The following is a 24123-nucleotide window of genomic DNA, read 5'->3' on the forward strand; positions in this document are numbered from 1 at the left end:
CCGCGGTACAAGGGAAAGCCGGAGCGCATGCGGGTACCGGCTTTCCGTAGCCAACCCGGACCGCCAGCCGCCGTCTTTACTGTTAGCGCTAACCGCGTTACATCGAAATTGTCGCCGACCCAGCGCGCTCCCGAGGGGGCCGAGCCAAGGGACAAGGAGCCCCGCCCATGACCCTCAACGCCACGATCCAAGCCGTGACCGACCGCATCCGCGCCCGCTCCGAGGAGAGCCGCGGCACCTATCTCGACCGCATGCGCCGTGCCGCCGAAGAAGGCCCCCGCCGCGCGCATCTGAGCTGCGGCAACCAGGCGCATGCCTACGCGGCGATGGGGGACGACAAGGACGCGCTCGCCGGCAGCCGGGCACCGAATATCGGCATCGTCACCGCCTACAACGACATGCTCTCGGCGCACCAGCCGTTCGAGACCTTCCCTGCCCTGATCCGCGAAGCCGCCCGCGCCCAGGGCGGCACCGCGCAGGTCGCGGGCGGCGTGCCGGCGATGTGCGACGGCGTCACCCAGGGCCAGGTGGGGATGGAGCTCTCGCTCTTCTCGCGCGACGTGATCGCGCTCGCCGCCGGGGTCGCGCTGTCCCACAACACGTTCGATTCGGCGCTCTATCTCGGCGTCTGCGACAAGATCGTGCCGGGGCTCGTGATCGCGGCCGCGACCTTCGGGTACATCCCGGGCATCTTCCTGCCCGCGGGGCCGATGACCTCCGGCCTGCCGAACGACGAGAAGGCCAAGGTGCGCCAGCAATTCGCCGCCGGCGAGGTCGGCCGCGACAAGCTGATGGAGGCAGAGATGGCCTCCTATCACGGGCCGGGCACCTGCACCTTCTACGGCACGGCGAACTCCAACCAGATGCTGATGGAGTTCATGGGCCTGCACCTGCCCGGCGCCTCCTTCGTGAACCCGAACACACCGCTGCGCGAGGCGCTGACCGTGGCAGGCACCGAACGCGCGCTCCAGATCACCGGGCTCGGCAACGATTACCGCCCCGTCGGCGACATCCTCGACGAGAAGGCCTTCGTCAACGGCATCGTCGGGCTGATGGCGACGGGCGGGTCGACGAACCTCGTCCTGCACCTGCCGGCCATGGCCCGCGCCGCCGGCGTGCAGCTCGCGCTCGAGGATTTCGACGAGATCTCCAACGCCGTGCCGCTGATGGCCAAGGTCTACCCCAATGGCCTTGCCGACGTGAACCACTTCCACGCCGCCGGCGGCCTGTCGTTCATGATCGGAGAGCTTCTGGATGCCGGCCTTCTGCACGAGGACGTGCGCACCGTCGCCGGCGACGGGCTCTCGCGCTACCGCGAGGAGCCCAAGCTCGACGGCGGCCGGGTCACCTGGGGCCCCGGCGCGGGCACGACGCAGAACGACAAGATCCTGCGCCCGGCCTCGGACCCGTTCCAGCCCACCGGCGGGCTGCAGCAGCTCGATGGCAATCTCGGCAAGGGCATGATGAAGACCTCCGCGGTCGATCCCTCGCGCCACGTGATCGAGGCCAAGGCGCGCATCTTCCAAGACCAGCAGGAGGTGAAGGACGCCTTCAAGGCCGGCGAGTTCACCGAGGACACGGTGGTCGTCGTGCGCTTCCAGGGCCCGACCGCGAACGGCATGCCCGAACTGCACTCGCTCACCCCCACGCTCGCGGTGCTGCAGGACCGTGGCCTCAAGGTCGCGCTGGTCACAGACGGTCGCATGTCCGGCGCCTCCGGCAAGGTGCCTTCGGCGATCCACGTCTCGCCCGAGGCGGCCAAGGGCGGCCCGCTTGCCAAACTGCGCGACGGCGACCGCGTGCGCGTCGATGCCACGAACGGCACGATCGACTGCCTCGAGGCCGATTTCGACGCCCGCGATCCCGTGACCGCCGACCTTAAGGGCAACGGCCACGGCGTCGGGCGCGAGATCTTCGAGGTCTTCCGCCAGAACGTCGGCCTCTCCTCGAACGGCGCGGCAGTGGTCGTCTGACCCTGCCCTTGCGCCTTCTTCTCGTGACAAATACTCCCGCCGGAGGCTCCGCCCCCGCCACAAGCGCAAGGTTTCGCACGACATGACCCCCAGTGACGCAAGCACAGCAAGCGAGGCGCTCTGCCGCCTTGCTCCCGTGATCCCCGTACTCGTCATCGACGACGCCGCGCAGGCACGTCCCTTGGCCGAGGCGCTCGTCGCCGGCGGCCTGCCGGTCCTCGAGGTCACGCTGCGCACGCCTGCCGCGCTCGACGCGATCCGCGAGATGGCGCAGGTGGAGGGCGGTCGCGTCGGTGCCGGCACGCTGCTGACGCCCGAGGACGTGGCCGCCGCCGTGGATGCCGGCGCCACATTCGGCGTCTCGCCGGGCGCGAGCGACCGGCTCCTCGATGCCGCAGAAGAGGCGGACCTGCCGATGCTGCCCGGTGCTGCCACCTCGACCGAGGTGATGGCACTTCTCGAACGCGGCTACACCGTGCAGAAGTTCTTCCCGGCCGAGGCGAACGGCGGCGCGCCTGCGCTGAAGGCCATCGGTGCGCCGCTTCAGCAGGTGCGCTTCTGTCCGACGGGGGGCGTGTCGCTCGGAAACGCGCGCGACTATCTCGGCCTCTCCAACGTGCTCTGCGTCGGCGGCTCCTGGGTCGCGCCGAAGGACAAGGTCGCCGCGGGCGACTGGGACGGCATCACCGCGCTTGCGCGCGAGGCCGCTGCCCTCCCGACGGGCTAAGCCTCAGACCGAGCCACCGCGCCGGCCGACGGCGCCGCCCCGACGGCGCGGGCGCACCGTGCCCAGCCCCTCGCGCAGGACGGCTGTCATCGGGTGATCCGGCGTACCGTGACGCGCCAAGAGCGTCCGGATCAGCGCCTCGGTGTCGGCCTCCGCCGGCACCGTCAGCGCCCAGTCGAGGAAGATCGACCGGCAATCCTCCGGTCCGATCCCCTCGATCGCGTAGGCTTCGCGGATCACGCCCCGCGGATCGGCCGCATCGCCCTGCCCGGTCACGCCGCCGCCTCCTGCCCGAGCGCCCGGTCGATCGCCGCCGCCGCCCGCTCCGTCGCGCTGCGCAACGTGCCCGCCAGCGCCTCAAGCGACTCCGCCCCGGTCAGGCGCAGCACTACCGCTGCGCCGCCATCGCCGAGTGTCTCCGGCTCCACCGGGCCGTCATGGATCAGCCGCGTGCCGATCTGCAGCGCCCACAGCGCGCCGTGCGTCGCCTCCAGCGCCTCGGCGTCCTGCGGGCCGAGCCAGCCGCACCCCGTCGCCGCCGCAAGCCCGCCGGCGACCGAGCGCGTGTCCTTGCCCGCCAGCAGCGCGCCGGTCTGCGCGACAAGCTCGATCTCCTGCATCCGGCCGCGGCCGATCTTGGGATCCCAGAACGCGCCCTTGCCCTTCGCCGCCTGGATCCGCGCGCGCATTGTCGCAACCTCGTCCAGCACCGCGGCGCGGTCGCGGGGCGTCTTCAGAACCTCGGCGCGCACCGCCTCGACCTCCGCGCAGATCTCGGCCGCGCCGGCCACGCAGCGCGCGCGGGTCAGCGCCAGGTGCTCCCACGTCCAGGCCTCGCGCGCCTGGTAGTCGCGGAAAGAGGTCAGCGACGTCGCGACCGGCCCCTGGTTGCCCGAGGGGCGCAGCCGCATGTCGATCTCGTAGAGCCGCCCCTCGGCCATCGGCGCGGTGATCGCGGTCACCAGCGCCTGCGTGAGCCGCGCGTAGTAAACCCTTGACGACAATGGCTTCCGGCCCTCCGACGCCTCCACCCCATCGGCATCGTAGATGACGATGAGATCGAGGTCGGACCGCGCGTGCAGCCGCCTGGAGCCTAGGCTGCCCATGCCCATGACCGCCGCGCCCCGGCCCGGCGGGTCGCCGTGCTTGGCGGCGAACTCCTCCACCACAACCGGCCAGAGCGCGGTGAGCGTCGCTTCGGCCACGTCGGAATACTGCGCTGCCGCCTCCTCGGGCCCGATGAGACCGCGCAGAAGGTGCACGCCGGCGCGGAAATGCCATTCCTTGCCCCAGCGCCGCGCCGCGTCGAGCCGACGTTCGTAATCGCCCTCTCGTGCCAGCGTTCGCTCCAGCGACGCCACGAGCGCCGGCAGCCCCGGCCAGTCGTCGAAGAAATCGCCGCCGATCACCGCGTCGAAGACGCCGGCATTGCGCGACAGATATCGGCCGAGGTCGGGCGACACCGAGACGATGTCGATCAGAAGGTCGATAAGCTGCGGGTTCGCCTCGAAGAGCGAGAAAAGCTGCACGCCCGCCGGCAGGCCCGCGAGGAAGCCGTCGAAGGCCAGAAGCGCCTCGTCAGGCTTGGCGGCGCGCGACAGGCGCCGCAGGATCTCGGGGCGTAGGCGGTCGAAGATCTCCACCGCGCGGGCCGAGCGCAGGGCCGGATAGGTCGGCCAGCGCTGCGTCGTATCCGCGCCGAACTCGGGCTCTTCGGGGGCCCTCCCGCCGCCGCCTTCGCGGGCGAAGAAGTCTTCCATGACCTCGTGGACCATCTCGAGCCGCTGGTGCAGCTCCGCCTCCAGCGCGTCGCGGTCGCGGCCCATCAGGCAGGCCAGCCGCGCCATCTCGTCCTCCGAGGACGGCAGGTCATGGGTCTGCGCGTCGCGCAGCATCTGGACGCGGTGCTCCACCTCGCGGTGGGCGCGGTAGGCGTCGGTAAGGTCCGAAGCCACCTCCTCGGGGACCCAGCCCTTCTCCGCCAGCTTCGCCAGCCCCGCCACGGTGCCGCGCACGCGCAGGTCCGGGTCGCGCCCGCCGGCGATGATCTGGCGGGTCTGGGTGAAGAACTCGATCTCGCGGATGCCGCCGCGGCCTAGCTTCATGTCGTGCCCGGACAGCGTGATCGGCCCGCCCAGGCCCTTCTGCGCGCGGATCCGCAGGCGCATCTCGTGGGCGTCGCGAATCGCCGCGAAGTCGAGGTGCCGACGCCAGACGAAGGGGGTGAGCGTCTTCAGGAACCGCTCGCCCGCCGCGATGTCGCCGGCGGCGGCGCGCGCCTTGATGTAGGCCGCCCGTTCCCATGTGCGCCCGAGGCTCTCGTAGTAGCGCTCCGCCGCCTCCATGGCCATGCAGACGGGTGTGACGGCCGGGTCGGGCCGAAGCCGCAGGTCGGTACGGAAGACGTAGCCTTCCCCTGTCAAGTCGCTGAGCATCCCGCACATCTTGCGCGTGGCCCGCACGAAGGAGGCGCGGGCGTCGTGGAAATCCTCGGGCGCAAAGCGGGTCTCGTCGAAGAGACAGATGAGGTCGATGTCGGAGGAATAGTTGAGCTCTCCCGCGCCCATCTTGCCCATGGCGAGGGCGACGATGCCGCCGGCATCCGCGATGTCGTCCTCGCCCTGCCCCGGCAGCTTGCCGCGGCGGATCTCGTGGCCGACCGTAGCCTGCAGCGCGAGGTGCACGGCGAGGTCCGCGAAATCGCTCAGGGCCTGCGTCACCGCCTCGAGCTCCCACACGCCGCCGAGATCGCAGAGGCCGGTCAGCAGCGCGACCCGCCGCTTGGCCCGGCGCAGATCGTCGGCGCGCCGCTCCACCGGGCCCTCGCGCAATTCCGCGAAGAGCGACGGAAGCGCGGCGTCGACATCGTCGAGCGCGCCTTGAAGCCAGCCGGCCTCCTTGCCGATCAGAGATTGCAGGTGCGGGCTGGTCCCGCCCGCGCCGGTCAGAAGATCGCGGACCTCGCCGGAGGCCCAGGGCACCTCTGCGGCGGTGTCCGCGGCGTGGTCGGAATCGTAGGCGGTGGGCAGGCGCGTCAGGCGGGATGCGAAGGTCATGGCGCCGAATTGGCCACGGTTTTGCCCGGGGTGCAACGGTTGCGCCGGGGGCGACTTTGGTGTTGCGTCGCGCCGGCCGGGACAGATGGGGAACGGGACATGAGCAAGAGCCTCAAGCGGGTGCGCGCAGCATTGGAAGATGCGGGCGTTGCGCCCGAGATCCTGGAGGTCGGCGCGGCCCGCACGGCGGCGGAGGCCGCAGCCTCCGTCGGGTGCGAGATCGACCAGATCGCCAAGTCGATCATCTACCGCGCGACCGCCAGCGGCGAGGCCGTCCTGTTCCTGACCGCCGGTGGCAATCGCGTGGACGATGACGCAGCCGCGGCGCTGGTGGGCGAGCCGCTTGGCAAGGCCGACGCCGAGCTGATCCGGGCCCAGACCGGCTTCGCCATCGGCGGCGTGGCCCCGGTCGGGCACATCAACCCGATCCGCGCCTGGATCGACCCGCGCCTTCTGGACTTCGACGTGGTCTGGGCGGCGGCGGGCACGCCGCGACATGTCTTCGCCATCGCCCCCGGGCGGCTCCCCGACCTGACGGGCGCCGTCCCGGCGGAGTTCGTTGTCAAGCAATGAGGCGGCCGCAGCCGCCGTGCGCGCCGGCCCCGGCTGGGCGGTCTGACCTCGGAGAACGTCGCTTCGTTCCAGCCAAACACCTCAGCGAACCGAGCGTCGTAGGAGCCGGCAACGGGGGCCTGCAGCTCGGAGCGCTGCCACCGCTCGATGAGGACGTCGGTCTCGCGGAGCGGGCGGAAGACCTCTCCGTCGAGCGGCTCGTTGCGGAACCGGGCGTCGATGCCACCGCACGTGCCGTTGCACCCGGAGAAGGAAGGAAGGCTCAGGACTTCACCCGGGAATCATCGGCGCCTCCTTCTTGAATTCGTCACTCGCCATCGTCGGTCGGACAACGGTGCGCCCTCCATACTGCCATGAGTTCGTCCACGACGCGGACGACGCGCGACCGAACCCATCGCGCTTACGGCAGATACCCGCCGTTCCCTGCGGAGCAGCCCTCCCGGCCGACCGCTTCGTGATCGCCTGCCGGCCACTGGATGACCGGCTCTTCGCTGGACTTCAATCTGGTCATCTTCCGCTCCTCACGTTGGACCGGACTCAGCTTATCCGACGAGGAAGAGCCGGCATTTACAGCAAGACCATGCACAGATCGGAGTGCTGCTGCCGCTCAGGTTCGAGCGGCAGCAGAAACCGAGACACAAAGGCGACGGAAGTGCGCGGGGTCATTCAGTCCTTTGCCAGACAACATGCGGTGACTGATGCCCCGGCATCCAACATCAGCGCGCCCAGCATGTTTACTCGCACATATAATAAGTTCATTTTGTGTGAATATCACAAAAGAGACCGCTAATTAATCTTTACTTGCATACTTGAACAAACATTAACCATCAGGAGCCGTTTGAAATCATTGCATTGACGTGACGGTCGCTCCGCCGCTGCGCAACGCATTGAATGGCCGCGAGACCCGAGGCGCAGCTTCGCGCCGCAGAGAGTCTCGAACCGATCCAACAGGAGCTTGAAATGACCATTTCTGCCACGATCAAGACGCTGGGTCTCAGCGCGCTGATCGCCTCCTCGGCGGCCTTGCCTGCGGTGGCGCAATCGCGCGAAGACGTGATTATTGCCGTGGGCGAGCAAGGGCCAAACTCCCTCGACACCCAGACCCCCACGTCCAACGATTACACGCGCCTCGTTGCGCTCCACGTCTACGATCGGCTGGTCAAACACGGGGTCAAGACGCTGGAAGACGGAACCCTCGTCTACGACAAGACCGAGGTCTTGCCGGAACTGGCCACCAGCTGGGACGTCAGCGAAGATGGCACCGAGCTGACTTTCCATCTGCGTGAGGATGCCACGTTCCACGACGGCTCGCCGGTCGAGGCCAAGGACGTCAAATGGTCGTTCGACCGAGCCGTGGAGGCCGGGGGCTTCCCGTTGATCCAGATGGGCGCCGGTTCGATGACCGAGCCCGACCAGTTCGAGGCATTGGACACGCATACGTTCAGGATCACCGTGCCGGACGGCAACAAGCTCGCGCTGCCCGACCTCACGACCCCGATTCCGATCGTCATCAACTCGGACCTCGCGCTGGAACATGCGACCGATGATGACCCTTGGGCGACCGAATGGCTGGCGAACAATACCGCTGGCGGCGGCGCCTACGACGTGGTCCGCTGGACGCCCGGCAACGAGATCGTTTTCAGTCGCTTCGACGACTGGAAGAACGGCGACCTGCCGGCGATGAAGACCGTGGTCTATCGCCAGATTGCCTCCGCCGGAACCCGTCGCGCGCTGCTGGAAAGCGGCGACGCGGATGTTTCAGTCGGCCTGCCGCCCAAGGATTTCGCAGAACTTGCGGATTCAGACGAGGTGAAGGTCATCGGCGTACCGAAGCAATCGGCCATCGTGAACCTCGAGATGAATGTCAACATGCCGCCCTTCGACAATCCGAAGGTGCGCGAGGCGATGGCATATGCCATTCCCTACGAGGCGATCATGAGCGATGCCTTCTACGGTCGTGCCGCACCAATGTTCGGCGCCGAACCCGGAAGTGAATATGACGTCGCCTGGCCGGTACCGAGCCCCTATCACACCGATCTGGACAAGGCGAAGGAACTGCTGACCGAAGCCGGCTACCCCGACGGTTTCGAAAGCACGATCTATCTTGACCTGTCGCGTGCCACCACGCGCGAACCGATGGCGCTGCTGATCCAGCAGAACCTCGCGAAGATCGGCGTCGACGTGACGGTCGAGAAGGTGCCGGGCTCCAACTGGTTCTCCAAGATGCTCGACAAATCCATGCCGATGGCCGTGACCAGCTTCCATGCATGGCTCGACTGGCCGGAGTACCATTTCTACTGGACCTACTATGGCGCCAACAACTCGGTGTTCAACGTCGCCTCGCAGCAAGACGAGGCACTTGACGAGATGATCCAGAAGGCACGTTTCGAGACCGACAGCGCCGCCTACGACCAAGAGATCACCGGCATCATCGACCATGTGATGACAACGCTTCCGAAGATCCCGGTGGCTCAGGACTTCATGGATGTCGCGATGCAGAACGACATCGAAGGCTACGTCTACTGGTTCCACACCTTCCTGGATTTCCGCACCATTTCGCGAGCCGAATGACGATGTGGCGGGGGATGCCCGGGGCATCTCCCGCCGACGCCACCCGAAGACATCCAAATTTGCTAGGAGCCTCCACATGACCTCGCATGTTCAGGGCCTATACCCATGGCCCTTTGACGGAGACCTGCGCCCCGAAAATACCGCGCTCATCATCATCGACATGCAGATCGACTTCTGCGGCGAAGGCGGTTGGGTGCATTCCCGCGGCGTGGATCTGCGCAATACACGCCGTGCGATCGGACCGATCCAGAGCCTGCTGAATGTGCTGCGTCCTGCTGGCTACACCATCATTCACACCCGCGAAGGGCATCGGCCCGATCTGAGCGATCTGCCGGCGAACAAGCTCTGGCGCTCGCAAAGGCTGAACGGCAAGGGCATCGGCGCCATGGGTCCGCTCGGACGCTTCCTGATCCGCGGCGAGCCGAACTGGGATATCATTCCGGAACTTGCCCCGGCCGAGGGCGAGGTGGTGATCGACAAGCCCGGAAAGGGTGCCTTCATGGGCACCGACCTCGACACCGTGTTGCGCACCCGCGGCATCCGCAACCTGATGATCGCCGGCGTGACCACCGATTGCTGCGTGCAATCCACTCTGCGCGACGCCAACGACCGCGGTTACGAATGCCTGCTGCTCGAAGATTGCTGTGGCGCCGCCGATCATTCCAACCACGAGGCACAGATCGAGGTCTTCCGCCTCTCGAACGGTCTATGGGGATCGATCGCGGCCTCTGATGACGTCATCGCAAGCGTGACGGGAGACGCCGCGTGACCGCCTATTTCCAAGTCAATTCCGAGCCCTACGCCTGGCCCTTCGACGGGGGCTTCTCGCCCGCCGACACGGCACTGATCATCATCGACATGCAGCGCGACTTCTGCGACCCAGAAGGCTGGGTCGGCCAGCATGGCGCCGATCCGGCACCGATGCGCGCCGTCGTCGAGCCGATCCGTGCGGTGCTCGGGCGGATGCGCGCGCTCGGCTTCCCGGTCATCCACACCCGTGAAGGCCACCGGCCCGACCTCGCCGACCTCAACGAGAACAAGCGCTGGCGGTCGGCCCGCGAGGGGGCCGAAATCGGCACCTCCGGCCCCTGCGGCCGGATGCTGACCCGCGGCGAGCCAGGCTGGGAGATCGTGCCGGAGCTCGCCCCTGCGGCGGGCGAGCCGATCATCGACAAACCCGGCAAGGGCGCCTTCTATGCCACCGACCTCGAGCAGATCCTGCATGCACGCGGAATCCGCAACCTGATCTTCACCGGAGTGACCACCGATTGCTGCGTGCACACCACCATGCGCGACGCCAATGACCGCGGCTTCGAATGTATGCTGCTGGACGATTGCTGCGCCGCCACGCTGACGCACAACCACGATGCGATCCTGACCTTCACGAAGATGGGCGACGGTCTCTTCGGCACCGTCGGCACCTCGGCGCAGCTGTTTGAGGCGCTGGAATGATCAAGTTGATCGCCAAACGCTTTTTGAGTGCGGTGCCAAGCCTGATCGGGGTCATCATCGTCACCTTCGTGATCAGCCATACTCTCCCCGGCGATCCGGCTGCCTATTTCGCCGGCCCCTCCGCCACGGCGGAGTCGATTGCAGAGACCAAGGCGCGGCTCGGGCTCGACCAACCGCTGCCGGCGCAGTTCGTGACCTATGTCGGCGATCTTGTTCAGGGCGATCTGGGACGGTCGTTCAATTCGGGTCAGCCGGTGCTGACCGACCTCGTGCGACGGTTGCCCGCCTCTTTCGAGCTGACACTTTACGCGCTGCTCTTCGCCATTGTCGTGGCGGTGCCGCTGGGCCTTTGGGCCGCGGTCAACCCTGGCTCCTGGATCGATCACCTGTGCCGCGGCACGGTAACCGCCGCCGCTGCCTTCCCCTCGTTCTTCACCGCGCTGGTGCTGATATTCGTCTTCTACTACAAGCTCGGCTGGGCGCCGTCGCCGATCGGCCGACTTGCGATCTACTTCCCGGTCCCGCCGACGGTGACCGGATTCTTCACCATAGATGCACTGATCGCGGGCGACGTCGGAACAGCACGCGCCGCGCTCGGCCAGCTCGTCCTGCCGGCAATCTCGCTGGGACTCTTCGCGCTGGCGCCGCTGGCGCGGATGACGCGGGCATCCATGATCGGAGTTCTTGGCAGCGAGTTCATCACCACCGCCAGGGCCGAGGGCCTGCCCCGTCGCAAGATCCTGTGGACCTACGGGTTCCGAAACGCCCTGCTGCCGGTGGTCAATATCCTGGGTATGATCTTTTCCTTCCTGCTCGGAGCCAATGTGCTGATCGAGCAGGTCTTCGGCTGGCCCGGCATCGGCACCTACGCAGTCGAGGCAGTGCTGACGTCGGACTATGCGGCGATACAGGGCTTCGTCGTCATGATGGCCGTCCTCTACATCCTGCTCAATCTGGGCGTGGATATCTTGAACATGATCGTCGATCCGAGGGTGCGTTACGATGACTGACCATACCGGACCTTCCGCAATCGATACGCAGAAAGAGCCGTCGCTGCTCGCCAATTTCTGGTCGGGCTTTGTCCATGCGATGAAGTCCAACCCGCTGACCGCCTTCGCGATGGCGCTTTTCTCCCTCTTCGTGATTGCAGCGATTTTCGGGGAGGCGATCGCGCCCTACGATGCGCTTGCGACGTCCACCGACACGCTGCAGCCGCCAAGCTGGGCACATCCGTTCGGCACCGACCAGTTGGGACGGGACGTGCTGAGCCGCACCATCGTCGCCGCGCGGGTAGACTTCGGTATCGCCATCGCAGCAGTCTCGATCTCCTTCGTTCTCGGGCTCGGGTTCGGGGCCGCGGCCGGGTATTTCGGCGGCTGGACCGATCGCCTCGTCGGGCGGATGGTCGACACGATCATGGCCTTCCCGCTGTTCGTGCTGGCCATGGGCGTGGTCGCGGCGCTCGGCAACACGGTGTGGAACATCGTCTACGCCACCGCGATCATCAACCTGCCCTTCTACATCCGCTTTGCACGGGCCGAGGTGAACAGTCGCCGCGACGCGGGCTTCGTCGAGGCAGCCCGGCTCAGCGGCAATATTTCGGCGCGCATCCTCGCCGTGCACCTCGTGCCGAACATCCTGCCGCCGATGATGGTACAGGTCTCGCTCAACCTCGGCTGGGCGATCCTGAACGCCGCGGGTCTTTCGTTCATCGGCCTCGGTGTCCGCCCACCTACCCCCGAATGGGGGATCATGGTTTCGGAAGGCGCCAATTACATTTTTTCCGGGGAATGGTGGATCTTCTTCTTTCCCGGGGCGGCGCTGGTACTCGCCGTGTTCTGCTTCAACCTGCTCGGCGACGGACTGCGCGACATCATTGATCCGAAAGGCCGAACATGACCCAGGTTCCCATCCTCGACATCCGGAACCTCAAGGTCGATTTCGCCACCCGCGACGGCATGGTTCACGCGCTTGAAAGCGTCTCTTTCCAGCTCGTACGCGGCGAGACCATGGGTTTGGTCGGCGAAAGCGGTTCGGGGAAATCCGTGTCCGCCTATGCGGTGATGCGACTGCTTGGCAGCTCGGCGCATGTGACCGCCGACCGCATGGTTTGTGGCGGGGTGGACCTGCGTAGCGCGAGCGATGCCGAGGTCGCCTCCTTGCGTGGCAAGCGCATGACGATGATCTTCCAGAACGCCCGCGCCGCGCTGAACCCGATCCGCTCCATCGGCGATCAGATCGTCGATGTGCTGCGGGCACACCGCGCCATGCCCAAGCGCGAAGCCCATGAAGCGGCGATCATGGCGCTGGCGGAGGTGCGCATACCCGACCCAAAGCGTCGCTATCACGCCTATCCTTTCGAGCTGTCCGGCGGCATGTGCCAGCGCGTGATGATCGCGCTGGCCTTTGCCAGCGAGCCGGAACTGCTGATCGCTGACGAACCGACCACCGGACTCGACGTGACCACGCAGGCGGTGATCATGGACCTCATCCGCGAGAAATCCTCGCAACGGCAGATGTCCACGATCCTGATCACCCACGACCTGACGCTGGCAGCGGAATACTGCGATCGCTTCGCGGTCATGCACGCCGGTCACATCGTCGAACAGGGCACGACGACCGACATATTCCAGCGCGCGACACATCCATACACCGGCCTGCTGATGCAGGCGACGCCGCACGGTGCCACCACGCTGTCCGAACTGGCAGCCATTCCCGGCTCGCTGCCCGACCTGCGCAGAGAACTGCCGCCCTGCCGATTTGTCCATCGCTGTCCGCAGAGCACGCCCGCCTGCGCCGCACCGCTCCCCCGGGTAAAACTGGACGCCAGCCACGAGGTCGCATGCCACATGCCATGGAGGGAAAGCGAATGACTGCCCCGCTTCTGGAGCTGGAGAACGTCGCGAAGATCTACCCGACAGGCTCGGGCCAGTTGCACGCGGTGGACGGGGTCAGCCTGACCATATCACGTGGAGAAAGTCTTGGTCTTGTCGGTGAGTCCGGCTGTGGAAAATCCACTCTTGTGCGTGTGCTGTCCAGACTGATCGATCCGACCACCGGTGCGATCCGCATCGACGGACAGAGCATCGGCGACATTCCCGCACGCCGTTTCGGCACCCACGCAGAGCGCAAGCGCATTCAGGTGGTATTTCAGGACCCGACCGACAGCCTCAACCCGCAGTTCCGCATATTCGACAGCATCGCCGACCCGCTGCGCCGTCTGGGCGGCAGGAAGACCCGGACCGAGGTAACCGAGGCCGTGCATGAAGCCGCACGCATCACCCGCCTGCCGCCGGAGCTTCTGAGCCGTTATCCGCATCAGCTGTCCGGGGGTCAGAAGGCTCGCGTCGGCATCGCACGCGCCATCATACTGCGCCCTGAATTGCTCATACTCGACGAACCGACCTCGGCGCTCGACGTGTCGGTGCAGGTAGTGATCCTGCAATTGCTCGGAGAACTGCGCGAGACGCTGGGGATGAGCTATCTGTTCGTCAGCCACGATCTCAATGTCGTCAAGCTGGTCTGCGACCGGGTCGCGGTGATGTATCTTGGAAAGATCATCGAATGCGCGCCGGTGAAGGACATCTTCGAACGGCCGGCGCATCCCTACACCAAGGCGTTGCTCTCGGCGATTCCCGGCGCCGCGGAGATGGAGCGCGTGCGCCTCGATGGCGAGCCGCGCAGTCCGATCGACCCCGATCCGAATGTCTGCCGTTTCTACGGGCGCTGCCCCATGGGCCAGGAGCTTTGCGCGCAGACGGCGCCGCCGCTGATCGAGCACGGAGGCCACGCCGCCGCGTGCCATTTCCGCCTTAACCAAAAGGACCTTCCCGCATGAGTTTGACGCATGAAAGTTACGCCGCGCTCTCCGCCGGCGAGATCGCCGAAGCTGTTCGAAGCAAGCGCCTGTCGGCCACCGAGGTAACCGAGGCCGCGATCGCGCGCATGGAACTGACCGAGCCGCATCTGCATGCCTTCTGCACCCCTGCGCCCGAGCTGGCCCGCAAGACCGCGGCCGCGGTCGATGCGGCACGGGCCGCGGGCGAGGCTCTGGGCCCGCTCGCCGGCGTGCCCGTGGGCATCAAGGACCTGGTGGCAACGAAGGATCTGGTCACCGCGATGGGTTCGACCGTCTATCGCGATTTCATTCCCCAGGACGACGACATCGCGGTCGAGCGGCTGAAGGCCGCGGGCGCAGTGATCCTCGGCAAGACCAATGTGCCGGAATTCGGCTACAGCGGCGTCGGCCACAACCCGGTGTTCGAGACGACCCGCAACCCTTGGAACACGGAGCTGACACCGGGCGGTTCCTCCGCCGGATCGGGCGCTTCGGTTGCCGCCGGGGTCACTCCTTTTGCCATCGGTTCCGATGGCGGCGGCTCCGTCCGCATCCCGTCGGCGCATTGCGGCCTGGTCGGCATCAAGGCCTCAATGGGGCGGGTGCCGCTCTGGCCTGGGTGCCGCGACGAGCGTTATCCCGGCGTCTCTAGCTGGGAAAGCCTCGAACATATCGGGCCGATGTCGCGCAGCGTGTCGGACGCGGCTCTGATGCTGTCGGTGATTGCCGGACCGGACATGCGCGACAGACACACCATCCCCAATGACGTCGCCTGGCTCGATGCGGCCAAGGACGGAGTGCTCCCCAGGCTGCGCATCGCATTCAGTGAGGACTTCGGCTATCTCGCCGTCGATCCCGAGGTCCGCCGCGTGGTGCGGGACGCGGTGACAGTCTTCGAAAGCGCCCTCGGCTGCGAGCTGGTGGCCGCCGATCCGGGCTGGGACGATCCGGGCGAGGATTTCTGGGGTCTGGTGCTGGCCGACAGCGACCTTGCCGGGATGCGCGCCTGGCTGCCCGATCGCGCCAGGGACATGTCCCCGCATCTGGTGAAGCTGCTTCAGGCCCGTCACGGCGACGAGATGCTGACCAACGCGAACATGGCACGCAAGAAACTGTGCAATATCGCGGCGAAGTTCTTCGGACAGTACGACCTGCTGCTGTCGCCCACTCTGACCGTGCCGCCTTTCGCGCTGCACATGCAGGGCCCCGAGAAGACAGATGGCCGGATTGTCGATCCGGCGGCGTGGCTGGGCTTCTGCTTTCCCTTCAACATGACCGGCCAGCCCGCCGCATCCGTCCCCGCGGGGCTGACGAAGGATGGGCTTCCGGTCGGACTGCAGATCGTCGGTCGCCATCTCGACGACCCGCTGGTGCTGCGCGCCGCGGCCGCGTTCGAAGCCGCCCGTCCCTGGTCGGGGGTGCGCCCTGCCCTTCTCGACAAGCTGGAGGCCGCCTGAACCATGGCCGTGACCGAAGACGAAGTGCGCCGCGGCCTCGCGGCCCTCGGCATGAAACCAGACGGGACGCGCCTCGGCGCGATTGCCGCCGTGGTCGAGCAGAATTCGGCCCTTGTGGCGACAGTCATGGCCGCGCCGCTGCGTCCGCGCTGCGAGAATGCTCCGGTCTGGTCACTTCCGCCGGAGATCGCTGAATGACCACCTGGATAAACTTGTCCGCCCACGAGATCGCCGCGGCCGTCCGCGGTGGCCGCATGACCGCGCGGCAGTCGGTCGAAACCTCGCTCGAACGTATCCGGCAGACCGACGGGTCGCTCGTCGCCTTCACCACACTGACAGACGCGCGCGCCCTGGAAACTGCAGATCACTTGGATGCGCGCATCGCGGCGGGTGAAGACGTTGGCCCGTTGGCGGGCGTGCCATTCGCGGTGAAGGACCTTGTCGATATTTCAGGAATCATCACCCGCGCGGGGTCGAGGATCAACATGGACAACGCGCCCGCCGCCGCCGACGCCTCGGTGGTCGCGCGGCTGGAAGCGGCGGGCGCAGTTCTCGTGGGCGCGCTCAACATGGGCGAGTATGCCTATGATTTCACGGGCGAGAACGACCACGTCGGCTCGACCCGCAACCCGCATGATCTGGACCGGCGATCGGGCGGCTCCTCCGGCGGCTCGGGCGCCGCTGTCGCGGCGGGCATGGTTCCGCTGACCGTCGGATCGGACACCAACGGTTCGATCCGGGTGCCTTCCTCGTGGTGCGGGCTGTTCGGGCTGAAGGCCACGTACGGCCGGATTCCGCGCAGCGGCACCTTTCCATTCGTCGACAGCCTCGATCATATCGGACCGATGGCACGCACGGTGCCGGATCTGGCGCTTGCGCTCGAGGCGATGCAGGGCAGCGACACCGGCGACCCGGCCTGCGTCGCGAGTCCGCACTGCCGCGCCTCGGCAACGCTGGATCAGGGCATCGGCGGGCTGCGCATCGCCCGCGGCGTCGGCTATTTCGCACCGGCCGAAGGCGCTGCAAGGGACGCGCTCGACCGGGTCTGCGCCGCGCTTGGCGTCGACCTCGAAGCCGATTTGCCCGGCGCGGCGGCGGCCCGAGCCGCGGCGGCGCTGATCACCGCCGCCGAAGGCGCCGCGACCCATGTCCAGGCGATGCAGACCCGCCCCGAGGATTTCGGCCGTCCGATGCGGGACCGGCTGATGGCCGGCGCGCTGGTGCCAGGCGTCGCCTATGTGCGCGCGCAGCGGCTGCGCCGGCAGTTTGCCGAGGACGCCGCAGAGGTATTCCGTCATATCGACGCGCTCGTGACGCCGACCACCCCTTTCCCGGCACCGCGCATCGACAGCGACACTCTGAGGATCGATGGGCGCGAACAGCCCTACCGCAGTCATATCGGCATCTACACCCAACCGATCAGCTTCATCGGGCTCCCGGTGGTATCGGTCCCGGTTCAGAACGCCGTAGGGCACATGCCGCTTGGCGTGCAGATCATCGCCCCGGCGTGGCGCGAGGATGTCGCCCTGCGTATCGCCCGCGCGCTCGAACTTTCCCGCACCTGCGCCGCCCCGGTCGCCGCCTTCGAAAAGACCTAACCATGACCAAAGACGAGATTAACCTGCCCGGCCCGCTCGCCGAGGTTACCGCTGCCTTCGAGCGCTACGAAGCCGCGCTGACGAGCAATGACGTGGCGGTGCTGGACGAGCTTTTCCTCATCGACCCCAAGACAATCCGCTACGGCATCAACGAAAATCTGCACGGGCATGACGAAATCGCCGCCTTCCGCGCGAAGCGTCCGGCGACCGGGCTGGAGCGCACCCTGGAGCGCACGGTGATCACCAGCTTCGGCAGCGACTTCGCCACGGCGATGGCTTTGTTCCGGCGGACGCCCGGCAAGATCGGCCGGCAGTCCCAGACCTGGGCCAGAATCGATGGCAACTGGCGCATTGTCGCGGCCCATGTCAGCGTCATTCCCGACGCGGTGGACGACGCATGACGGAACACGGCATCCGACTGCAACTCGCTTCTGGCGAGACCAGCGCAGGGGCGGTGATGCGCGAGTTGAGCGCGCAGATTGTCTCGGGCAAGCTGCCGCCCGGCAAGAAACTCGAAGAAGCGTTGCTCGGCGAATATTTCGGTGTTTCGCGGACGCCTGTACGCGAAGCGCTTCGAGAGCTTGCCGTTGCCGGGCTGGTGGAAACCCGCCCGCATCGTGGCGCCTTCGTGGCCGAGGTCTCGGCCGAGAAGATGCTGGAGAAGTTCGAGTTCATGGCCGAGCTCGAGGGACTCTGCGCTGGCTATGCCGCGCGGCGCATGGGTGCCGGCGCCAAGGCGCGACTGGCCGAAATCCAAGACGCCGGCCTCGCCCTGGTCAGGCAGCGCGACCGCGTCGCCTATCGCGCGCATAACACGCTCTTTCACGAAGCGATCTACGAGGGGGCCGGCAACGACAGCCTGCGCGATGCGACGCTCGGCATTCGGCGGTCCGTGGCCGCCTTCCGCGCCGCGCAGTTCGACCTGAAGGAGCGGATCGGCAATTCACAGGTGGAGCATGGCCTCGTCGTCGTCGCCATCGACCGCGGTGACGCCGAGCAGGCCACGTTGCTTATGCGCCGCCACATCCTGACCGTCATGGAGGCCGCAGAAGCCTACCTTCGCGAAAAACGCGTCATCCCTATCTGACGAAAGGCACTTGCAGTGACACCTACGACACCCGAAGCGCTTCTGGTCGCCGTTTGCGGCGCGCATATGCGCGACATGCCGCTGGAGCCACGGATGCACAAATGCGGTGCATCATTCCACGGTGAGGCGAGAACCGACGACAGCTATCGGTTCTACGCACTCACCGCCCAGGATCCCATCCGTCCTGGCCTGATCCGCGGCGCCGCAGGCAGCGGTGCACAGATCGCGCTGGAACTCTGGTCGATCACTCCAGAGGGCCTCGGCCAGTTGATGACGACGATCGACGCCCCGCTTGGTGTCGGGACCCTGCAGCTATCGGACGGGCGCAGGGTGAAGGGGTTCGTCTGCGAGGCCGTTGCCGCGCAGACCGATGCCGAGGACATTACCGCGCTCGGATCGTGGCGGGCCTTCCTGGCCAAGCGCATCGAACCGGCCAGGACCAAGTGAAAGGATTTGCCATGAACACACAATGGGACCGCGCCACAGGCGCATTGGACATCGCGACCCTCAAGGCACTTTTCGCGCGCGGGGACCTGACGCCGGATGACCTCATCGACGCCATCTACGACCGGATCGCCGCCCGCGGCGACGACCATGTGTGGATCCACCTCATCGACCGCGAGACCTCGAAGGCGCGCGCCCGAACGCTGATGGCCGATCCCGCGGCGAAGGAGCTGCCGCTTTACGGCATTCCCTTCGGCATCAAGGACAACGTCGACCTCGAAGGTGTGCCCTCCACCGCGGCGGTGCGCGCGTGGGGCAGGATGCCCGAGGCGTCGAGCCCGCTGGTGCAGACGCTCATCGACGCCGGCGGCATCCCGATCGGCAAGCAGAACCAGGATCAACTGGGTATGGGCGTGGTCGGCGTGCGGACCGACTACGGCATTCCGCACTGCGTCTTCGATACCCGCTACATTTCCGGCGGCTCGACCTCAGGCGGCGGCGTCAGCGTCGGTGCCGGCCTGGTGAGTTTCGCCGTCGCCAATGACGCGGCGGGCTCAGGCCGGGTGCCGGCAGCGCTGAACAACATCGTCGGCTACAAGCCCACACCCGGACTCGTGCCTCGGGCCGGGCTCTCCATGGCGGGCATGGTCGGAACCGAAAATTTCCTGACGCTGACTATGGAAGACAGCGTGCTGCTCAGCAACCTGTGGTTCCGTTACGAGCCAGGCGATCCGTTCTCGAAGCCCGAGGCCGAAGGTTTCCGTGTGTCCTGCGCTCCGCCACCCGCATCGTTCCGCTTTGCCATCCCCGATGCGGCCTCGCTCGACACCGATGGCGACACCGAGTCGGCGCGGCTGTTCCGGGAAAATGTCGAGCGGCTCGAGACACTCGGCGGCAGCGCCGTCGAGATCGACATGACGCCCTATCTGACCGCTGCGAAGATGCTCTACGACGGAGCCTTCATTGCACAGCGCTACGCCAACTTCGCCGACAGGTTCGACGGCAACGAGGACGCGCTGTGTCCGCCGACGCGCGAGATCCTTTCTTGGGGCCGCAAGTACAGCGCCCGGGACGTCTTCAAGGCGCAATACGTCATGGCCGGATATCGACAGCAAATCCGACAGCTCTTCCGCGACGTCGAGTTGCTGGTCACTCCGACCACGCCGTCAACCTATGAGATAGAGGAGCTGCTTGCGGACAACATTGCGCTCAACGCGAAGATGGGGACCTATACCAACTTCGTGAATCTCCTCGACCTGCCCGCGGCGTCGATCCCGGCGGGCTTTCGAAGCGACGGCATCGCTCTCGGCACAATGCTCATCGGACCTTCGCTCGGTGACGACCTTGTCTGTCGGGTCGGCGCCGCGCTGCACGCCGCGATCGGAATCGCCCCTGGCCTTGCCGGAAAGCCCGAATTCGCCGAGGCCTCGTGAGCGGAGCCGGTCAGCGCTGTATCGGAAACGAGGAAGGGCCGCGAATCCACGGCCCTTCGTCACAACCCCATCATCGCCGCCACATCGGGCAGGCCTGCAATCCCTCTCGCTCCGCCCGGTGGATCGCCGAGGAATGCCACCTGCATACCCGCCGCCTGCCCCGAGGCGGCGCCGGTGGCGCTGTCCTCGACCACAAGCACGTGCTCGGGTCTCAGACCGAGCAGCGCCGCTCCCCGTAGATAGGGTTCGGGGGCGGGCTTGCCCCGGGTCACGTCATCCAGCGACACCACCCCCTTCATCTGCTCACGGACGCCGAGCGCGCCGAGATTTGCCTCGACCACCCGGCGACCCGAATTGGACACCGCCACCTGGGGCACCCCAGCCGCAAAGAGCGCGCGTACGGTCTCTGCTGCGCGCGGCATCGGCGCGACGTCGCGGGCAACCCGCGCACAGTAATTGTCCTGTATCTGCGCCATCCACGCCTCGCGAGGGACGCCCGGCAACTGCGGGGCGAGCGCCAACCAGACGTCGTCCATGTGCACCCCCAGGAAACGTTCGGCGGGATCGGCGCGCAAGTCCAGAGAATGGTCAAGACAGACCTCCAACAGCACCCGGTGATGCAGCGGCTCACTGTCTACCAGTGTGCCGTCGATGTCCCATGCCACCCCGCGCCACGTCATTGGCGCATACCCCTCAGACGCGCATAGAGCTCGTGAAACCTGGCATAGCCCGCATCATAGGTCGCGCGGGTCGCCGGGTCTGGCCGGATGAGGTCTGCTTCGGTCACGAAAGCGCCGATCCCGTCCCAATCGGCCGCACCGACGCCCACCGCTGCGGTCCATGCGGCCCCGAGGCAAGAACCCGGATGACTGCCAAGTCGCTGCACCGGAGAGTCGAGGATATCGGCCACGATCTGCATCCAGACCGTGCTGGTGGCGCCGCCGTCCGAGACAAGGAAACGCCGGGGCTCATGCCCCATGTCGCGCAATACGTCCACGTGGTGGCGCAGCGCGTAGCCGTAACTTTCGAGCACGGCCCGCCAGATGTGCCCGAGCCCATGCGACAGGGTCAGCCCCTCGATCACACCGCGCGCCGAAGGATCGTGGATGGGCGTCTTCTCACCGAGAAGATAGGGTAGCACCGTCAGATCGTCCGCGCCGGCCGGGACTTCGGCGGCCATGGCATCAAGCGCTGCATGGGGCGATCCCCCGAAGCCGCGACCCTCGCAGAAGGTTCGTACCACCCAGTTCAGCACCGAGCCGCCGGTCGACATGCAGCCGTTTGGCATGAACAGGCCGGGGATGAGGTGGTAGTCGAGATAGAGCCGAGCATCGGGTTCGGCCCGGTTCGTGGCAGTCATCACGTCGACCGCGCCGCCGAATTTCAGCAGTACATCTCCGGCCTGCGTCACCCCGGCGCCGAGCGCGGAAGCGATCATGTCGGCGGCGCCGCCAGTCACCGGCGTTCCCTCGGCCAGTCCGGTGGCGGCAGCCGCGGCAGCGGTAACCCGGCCCTGCAAAGACACGCTCTCGATTCGCGGCGGCAGCGCGTCCCACGGCACACCGGTCATCGCGGCGAGTTCGGGCGACAACGTGCCGGTCGCCACGTCCGTCACGCCTGCCTCGAGCGCCCAGTTCTGTTCGACCGTCTTCACGCCGGTGAGGCGCCAGTTGATGTAGTCGTAGGAGCCGAAAACGGTCGCAATGGCTGCGTGCACCTGCGGCTCGCGCTTCGCAAGCCAGCGCAGTTTTGCGCCGACAAGCTGCTGGTTCACGCCATTGCCCGCGCGTGCAAGGAAGGCTTCCTCGTCGATTTCGGCACGCATCTCGGCCACTTCGGCACCCGAGCGCCCGTCACATTGCTGGATCGACGGGCGCAGCAACTGGTCCTCCGCATCAAGCAGCACCACCGCCGGCAACATGCCGGAGGTGCCGACTGCGATGATCTCCGATGCCTCGCGCCCGGCGCGCCGCAGCAGTTCGGGTACGATCTCGCAAAGATTGCCCCACCATTCGGCGGGGTCCTCTTCTGCCCATCCCGCCTTGCGCGACTGCAGGTTCACCGGGCGCGAGTCCACGGCAAGGATCTTGTCCGGCAGCTCCACCAGCAGGCCAATGGTCGAAGTGGTGCCGATGTCCAGTCCCAGTATCAGGCTCATGAAACTGTCACCCGGCTCAGCGCAGGGTGCCCACCTTGTCCATGAACCGTTTGACGCGGTCGGCGTCCACCGCTTTCCAGGTGTTGCCGTCGACCTTGAAATGGGTCCCGATCACGCAGCCCTGAGCGACCGAGAAGACGTCCCCGATATTGTCTATGTTGACGCCCGTGTTCGCAAACACCGGCACGTCCTCGACGGTCTCGCAGACCTTGCGCAGGTCCGACTGCTCTGCCGGCTGGCCGGTGATCGGCCCCGAGACGAGGATCGCATCGGCCAGCGACGAGAAGACTGCGCTCTTGGCGCGCAGCTCGATCGGGCGCTGATCCAGGGAATGGGCGAACTCGGCGTTGATATTGAAAAGCATCTTCATGTCGTCGCGCCGAAGGTTCGTCCGCAGGCGCGAGGCCTCGGCGCAGTTCGGTTCCCAGATACCCATGTCGGAAGCGAAAACGCCGGTGAAGATCTCGCGCACAAAGGCGGCACCGGTGACGGAGCCGATGGCGATCGAGCTTTGCGGATCCCACAGATAGTTCACGCCGAAAGGAACCTTCAGTATCGGTTTCACGGCGGTCACGACAGCGGTCATCGCCGCCACGCTCTCTGGAGAGCCCTTGAAAACGTAGGGGCGATCATTCTCGTTGCCGAACATGATCGCATCGACGCCGCCGGCCTGAAGCTTTTCGACGTCGGCGACGACGTCCTCGATCAGCCCGTCCATGCCGCGATCGGCGTCATAGAGCGGCGAGCCAGGCAGGGCGCCGATATGGGCCATGGAAATGACGGCTTTGTTCTTACCGCCGAAAAAATCGAAGGGCATACAGGGTCTCCTTGGGAAGGGTAGTTCAGGTTTCCTCTGCCACCCGGATCTCGACCCCTGCGCCAGCAAGGGCAGAAGCCAGATCGGACGGCGGAGGAGCATCGGTGATCAGCACCGACGCTTCGGACAATGCGGCGACGCGAATGGTCGAAAGCCGCCGGAACTTTGTTGAATCGCACAAGAAGACCCGTTGGGCTGAACGTTCAAGGTAGATCTTCTTCATCTCGCTGTCCTCGATCGAGTAGTCATAGAAGCCTTCGTCGGCCAGGCCCGACACGCCGATCACGGCGACCTCGAAATGCAGCTTGGAAAAACTCTCGATGGCACTGGGGCCGGTGATCGAAAGCTCGCTGGGGCGCGTGCGCCCCTCGGGCAGATACACTTCCTTCCCCATCGCGCCGAGCGAGGTGGCCACGCGCAGGCTGTTGGTGAAGACGTGCCGCTGGCCGCTGCGGCGCGCCAGTGCCTCGGCCGCGAAAAGGCAGGTGCTCCCTACGTCGATTGCAACCGAACGGAAGCCCGACAGAAGATTGGCGGCTTCCGCAGCGATAAGCCGCTTGGCCTCGGCGTTGTGAGCGGCGCGCGCCTCGAAGTCCGGCTCGATGTCGTCGATGACCTTGAGCGGACCGGACGCGCGCCGACGTGCGCCGCCGTGGATCCGTTCAAGCAATCCCTCGCGCTCCAGTTCCGCGAGATCGCGGCGCACCGTCATGTCAGAGACGTCAAAGTCCCGCGCCAGATCGGCCACGGCTACAGAGCCGCCCTCGTGCAGACGCTTCAGGATCGCGTTCATCCGGATCTGTGCAGGTGTTCGAATCTTGGTGCTCATGGTGGTCTCGCGCCTCGTCGCTGATCAAAGTAAACATCCAAACCAACAAATACAAACAAAAAGCTTGCCATGCGTGTGTGTTTTTGTTTTCTATCTCCTCGAAGGAGCCA

At 66.4% G+C, this 24123-nt stretch carries 23 protein-coding genes; 17 read left to right on the top strand and 6 right to left on the bottom strand.

Annotation, left to right across the window (positions count from 1 at the left end; all coding sequences use genetic code 11):
- Nucleotides 1–167: 167 nt before the first annotated feature.
- Together edd and eda are read left to right on the top strand one after the other, a co-directional pair.
- Complete coding sequence (gene edd, locus F3H57_RS12100) at nucleotides 168–1973, top strand: phosphogluconate dehydratase (protein WP_149756175.1); 1806 nt, start codon at nucleotides 168–170, stop codon at nucleotides 1971–1973.
- A gap of 82 nt (nucleotides 1974–2055) precedes the next feature.
- Nucleotides 2056–2700: a bifunctional 4-hydroxy-2-oxoglutarate aldolase/2-dehydro-3-deoxy-phosphogluconate aldolase gene (eda, locus tag F3H57_RS12105; protein WP_149756176.1), complete on the top strand. Its 645-nt coding sequence runs from the start codon at nucleotides 2056–2058 to the stop codon at nucleotides 2698–2700.
- Between the two features lie 3 nt (nucleotides 2701–2703).
- Here eda and F3H57_RS12110 read toward each other — a convergent pair whose 3' ends face one another.
- On the bottom strand, nucleotides 2704–2976 hold the full coding sequence (locus tag F3H57_RS12110; RefSeq protein WP_149756177.1) for a hypothetical protein: 273 nt from the start codon (nucleotides 2974–2976) through the stop codon (nucleotides 2704–2706).
- Nucleotides 2973–5756 carry a [protein-PII] uridylyltransferase family protein gene (locus F3H57_RS12115; RefSeq protein ID WP_149756178.1) on the bottom strand — a complete coding sequence of 928 codons (2784 nt, stop codon included), beginning with the start codon at nucleotides 5754–5756 and terminating at the stop codon, nucleotides 2973–2975. Before F3H57_RS12115 ends, F3H57_RS12110 begins: the two co-directional genes overlap by 4 nt.
- A 99-nt stretch (nucleotides 5757–5855) precedes the next feature.
- On the opposite strand from F3H57_RS12115, the gene F3H57_RS12120 reads away from it, so the two are divergent.
- The 15 genes from F3H57_RS12120 (at nucleotide 5856) to F3H57_RS12190 (ending at nucleotide 20209) form a co-directional block, all read left to right on the top strand.
- A complete protein-coding gene (locus F3H57_RS12120) occupies nucleotides 5856–6329 on the top strand; it encodes a YbaK/EbsC family protein (protein ID WP_149756179.1) in 474 nt (157 codons plus the stop codon).
- A gap of 960 nt (nucleotides 6330–7289) precedes the next feature.
- Nucleotides 7290–8900, top strand: coding sequence for an ABC transporter substrate-binding protein (locus tag F3H57_RS12125; protein ID WP_149756180.1), 1611 nt, complete (start codon nucleotides 7290–7292; stop codon nucleotides 8898–8900).
- Nucleotides 8901–8976: 76 nt separating this feature from the next.
- The gene (locus F3H57_RS12130; RefSeq protein WP_149756181.1) at nucleotides 8977–9669 is read left to right on the top strand and encodes a cysteine hydrolase family protein; all 693 of its coding nucleotides are present in this window, start codon (nucleotides 8977–8979) and stop codon (nucleotides 9667–9669) included.
- Complete coding sequence (locus F3H57_RS12135) at nucleotides 9666–10352, top strand: cysteine hydrolase family protein (RefSeq protein ID WP_223163065.1); 687 nt, start codon at nucleotides 9666–9668, stop codon at nucleotides 10350–10352. The genes F3H57_RS12130 and F3H57_RS12135 overlap by 4 nt, the downstream gene beginning before the upstream one ends.
- Nucleotides 10349–11362: an ABC transporter permease gene (locus F3H57_RS12140; protein ID WP_149756182.1), complete on the top strand. Its 1014-nt coding sequence runs from the start codon at nucleotides 10349–10351 to the stop codon at nucleotides 11360–11362. Before F3H57_RS12135 ends, F3H57_RS12140 begins: the two co-directional genes overlap by 4 nt.
- A complete protein-coding gene (locus F3H57_RS12145) occupies nucleotides 11355–12251 on the top strand; it encodes an ABC transporter permease (RefSeq protein WP_149756183.1) in 897 nt (298 codons plus the stop codon). Before F3H57_RS12140 ends, F3H57_RS12145 begins: the two co-directional genes overlap by 8 nt.
- Nucleotides 12248–13225 carry an ABC transporter ATP-binding protein gene (locus F3H57_RS12150; protein WP_149756184.1) on the top strand — a complete coding sequence of 326 codons (978 nt, stop codon included), beginning with the start codon at nucleotides 12248–12250 and terminating at the stop codon, nucleotides 13223–13225. Before F3H57_RS12145 ends, F3H57_RS12150 begins: the two co-directional genes overlap by 4 nt.
- Complete coding sequence (locus F3H57_RS12155) at nucleotides 13222–14190, top strand: ABC transporter ATP-binding protein (protein ID WP_149756185.1); 969 nt, start codon at nucleotides 13222–13224, stop codon at nucleotides 14188–14190. Before F3H57_RS12150 ends, F3H57_RS12155 begins: the two co-directional genes overlap by 4 nt.
- Nucleotides 14187–15647: an amidase gene (locus F3H57_RS12160; protein WP_149756186.1), complete on the top strand. Its 1461-nt coding sequence runs from the start codon at nucleotides 14187–14189 to the stop codon at nucleotides 15645–15647. Before F3H57_RS12155 ends, F3H57_RS12160 begins: the two co-directional genes overlap by 4 nt.
- Before the next feature lie 3 nt (nucleotides 15648–15650).
- Nucleotides 15651–15845, top strand: coding sequence for a hypothetical protein (locus F3H57_RS12165; RefSeq protein ID WP_149756187.1), 195 nt, complete (start codon nucleotides 15651–15653; stop codon nucleotides 15843–15845).
- On the top strand, nucleotides 15842–17245 hold the full coding sequence (locus F3H57_RS12170) for an AtzE family amidohydrolase (RefSeq protein ID WP_149756188.1): 1404 nt from the start codon (nucleotides 15842–15844) through the stop codon (nucleotides 17243–17245). The genes F3H57_RS12165 and F3H57_RS12170 overlap by 4 nt, the downstream gene beginning before the upstream one ends.
- Before the next feature lie 2 nt (nucleotides 17246–17247).
- Entirely contained in the window at nucleotides 17248–17646 is a 399-nt protein-coding gene (gene hpxZ, locus F3H57_RS12175) for an oxalurate catabolism protein HpxZ (RefSeq protein WP_149756189.1), read from the top strand.
- On the top strand, nucleotides 17643–18332 hold the full coding sequence (locus tag F3H57_RS12180) for a GntR family transcriptional regulator (RefSeq protein ID WP_149756190.1): 690 nt from the start codon (nucleotides 17643–17645) through the stop codon (nucleotides 18330–18332). The genes hpxZ and F3H57_RS12180 overlap by 4 nt, the downstream gene beginning before the upstream one ends.
- A 15-nt stretch (nucleotides 18333–18347) precedes the next feature.
- On the top strand, nucleotides 18348–18779 hold the full coding sequence (locus F3H57_RS12185; protein WP_149756191.1) for an allophanate hydrolase-related protein: 432 nt from the start codon (nucleotides 18348–18350) through the stop codon (nucleotides 18777–18779).
- Between the two features lie 11 nt (nucleotides 18780–18790).
- Nucleotides 18791–20209, top strand: a complete 1419-nt coding sequence (locus F3H57_RS12190) for an amidase family protein (protein WP_149756192.1) — start codon at nucleotides 18791–18793, stop codon at nucleotides 20207–20209.
- 59 nt (nucleotides 20210–20268) lie between these two features.
- Here the strand turns inward: F3H57_RS12190 and F3H57_RS12195 are convergent, their stop codons facing one another.
- The 4 genes from F3H57_RS12195 to F3H57_RS12210 are packed head-to-tail and all read right to left on the bottom strand — an operon-like array spanning nucleotide 20269 to nucleotide 24013.
- Nucleotides 20269–20874, bottom strand: coding sequence for an HAD family hydrolase (locus F3H57_RS12195; RefSeq protein WP_188129674.1), 606 nt, complete (start codon nucleotides 20872–20874; stop codon nucleotides 20269–20271).
- A gap of 11 nt (nucleotides 20875–20885) precedes the next feature.
- Nucleotides 20886–22367 carry an FGGY-family carbohydrate kinase gene (locus F3H57_RS12200; RefSeq protein ID WP_149756194.1) on the bottom strand — a complete coding sequence of 494 codons (1482 nt, stop codon included), beginning with the start codon at nucleotides 22365–22367 and terminating at the stop codon, nucleotides 20886–20888.
- 16 nt (nucleotides 22368–22383) lie between these two features.
- Nucleotides 22384–23253, bottom strand: a complete 870-nt coding sequence (locus tag F3H57_RS12205; RefSeq protein ID WP_223163066.1) for a BtpA/SgcQ family protein — start codon at nucleotides 23251–23253, stop codon at nucleotides 22384–22386.
- The gene (locus F3H57_RS12210; RefSeq protein ID WP_149756196.1) at nucleotides 23210–24013 is read right to left on the bottom strand and encodes a DeoR/GlpR family DNA-binding transcription regulator; all 804 of its coding nucleotides are present in this window, start codon (nucleotides 24011–24013) and stop codon (nucleotides 23210–23212) included. The genes F3H57_RS12205 and F3H57_RS12210 overlap by 44 nt, the downstream gene beginning before the upstream one ends.
- Nucleotides 24014–24123: the final 110 nt, after the last annotated feature.

It is taken from the genome of Roseivivax sediminis, from assembly GCF_900112685.1.
Classification (GTDB): domain Bacteria; phylum Pseudomonadota; class Alphaproteobacteria; order Rhodobacterales; family Rhodobacteraceae; genus Roseivivax; species Roseivivax sediminis.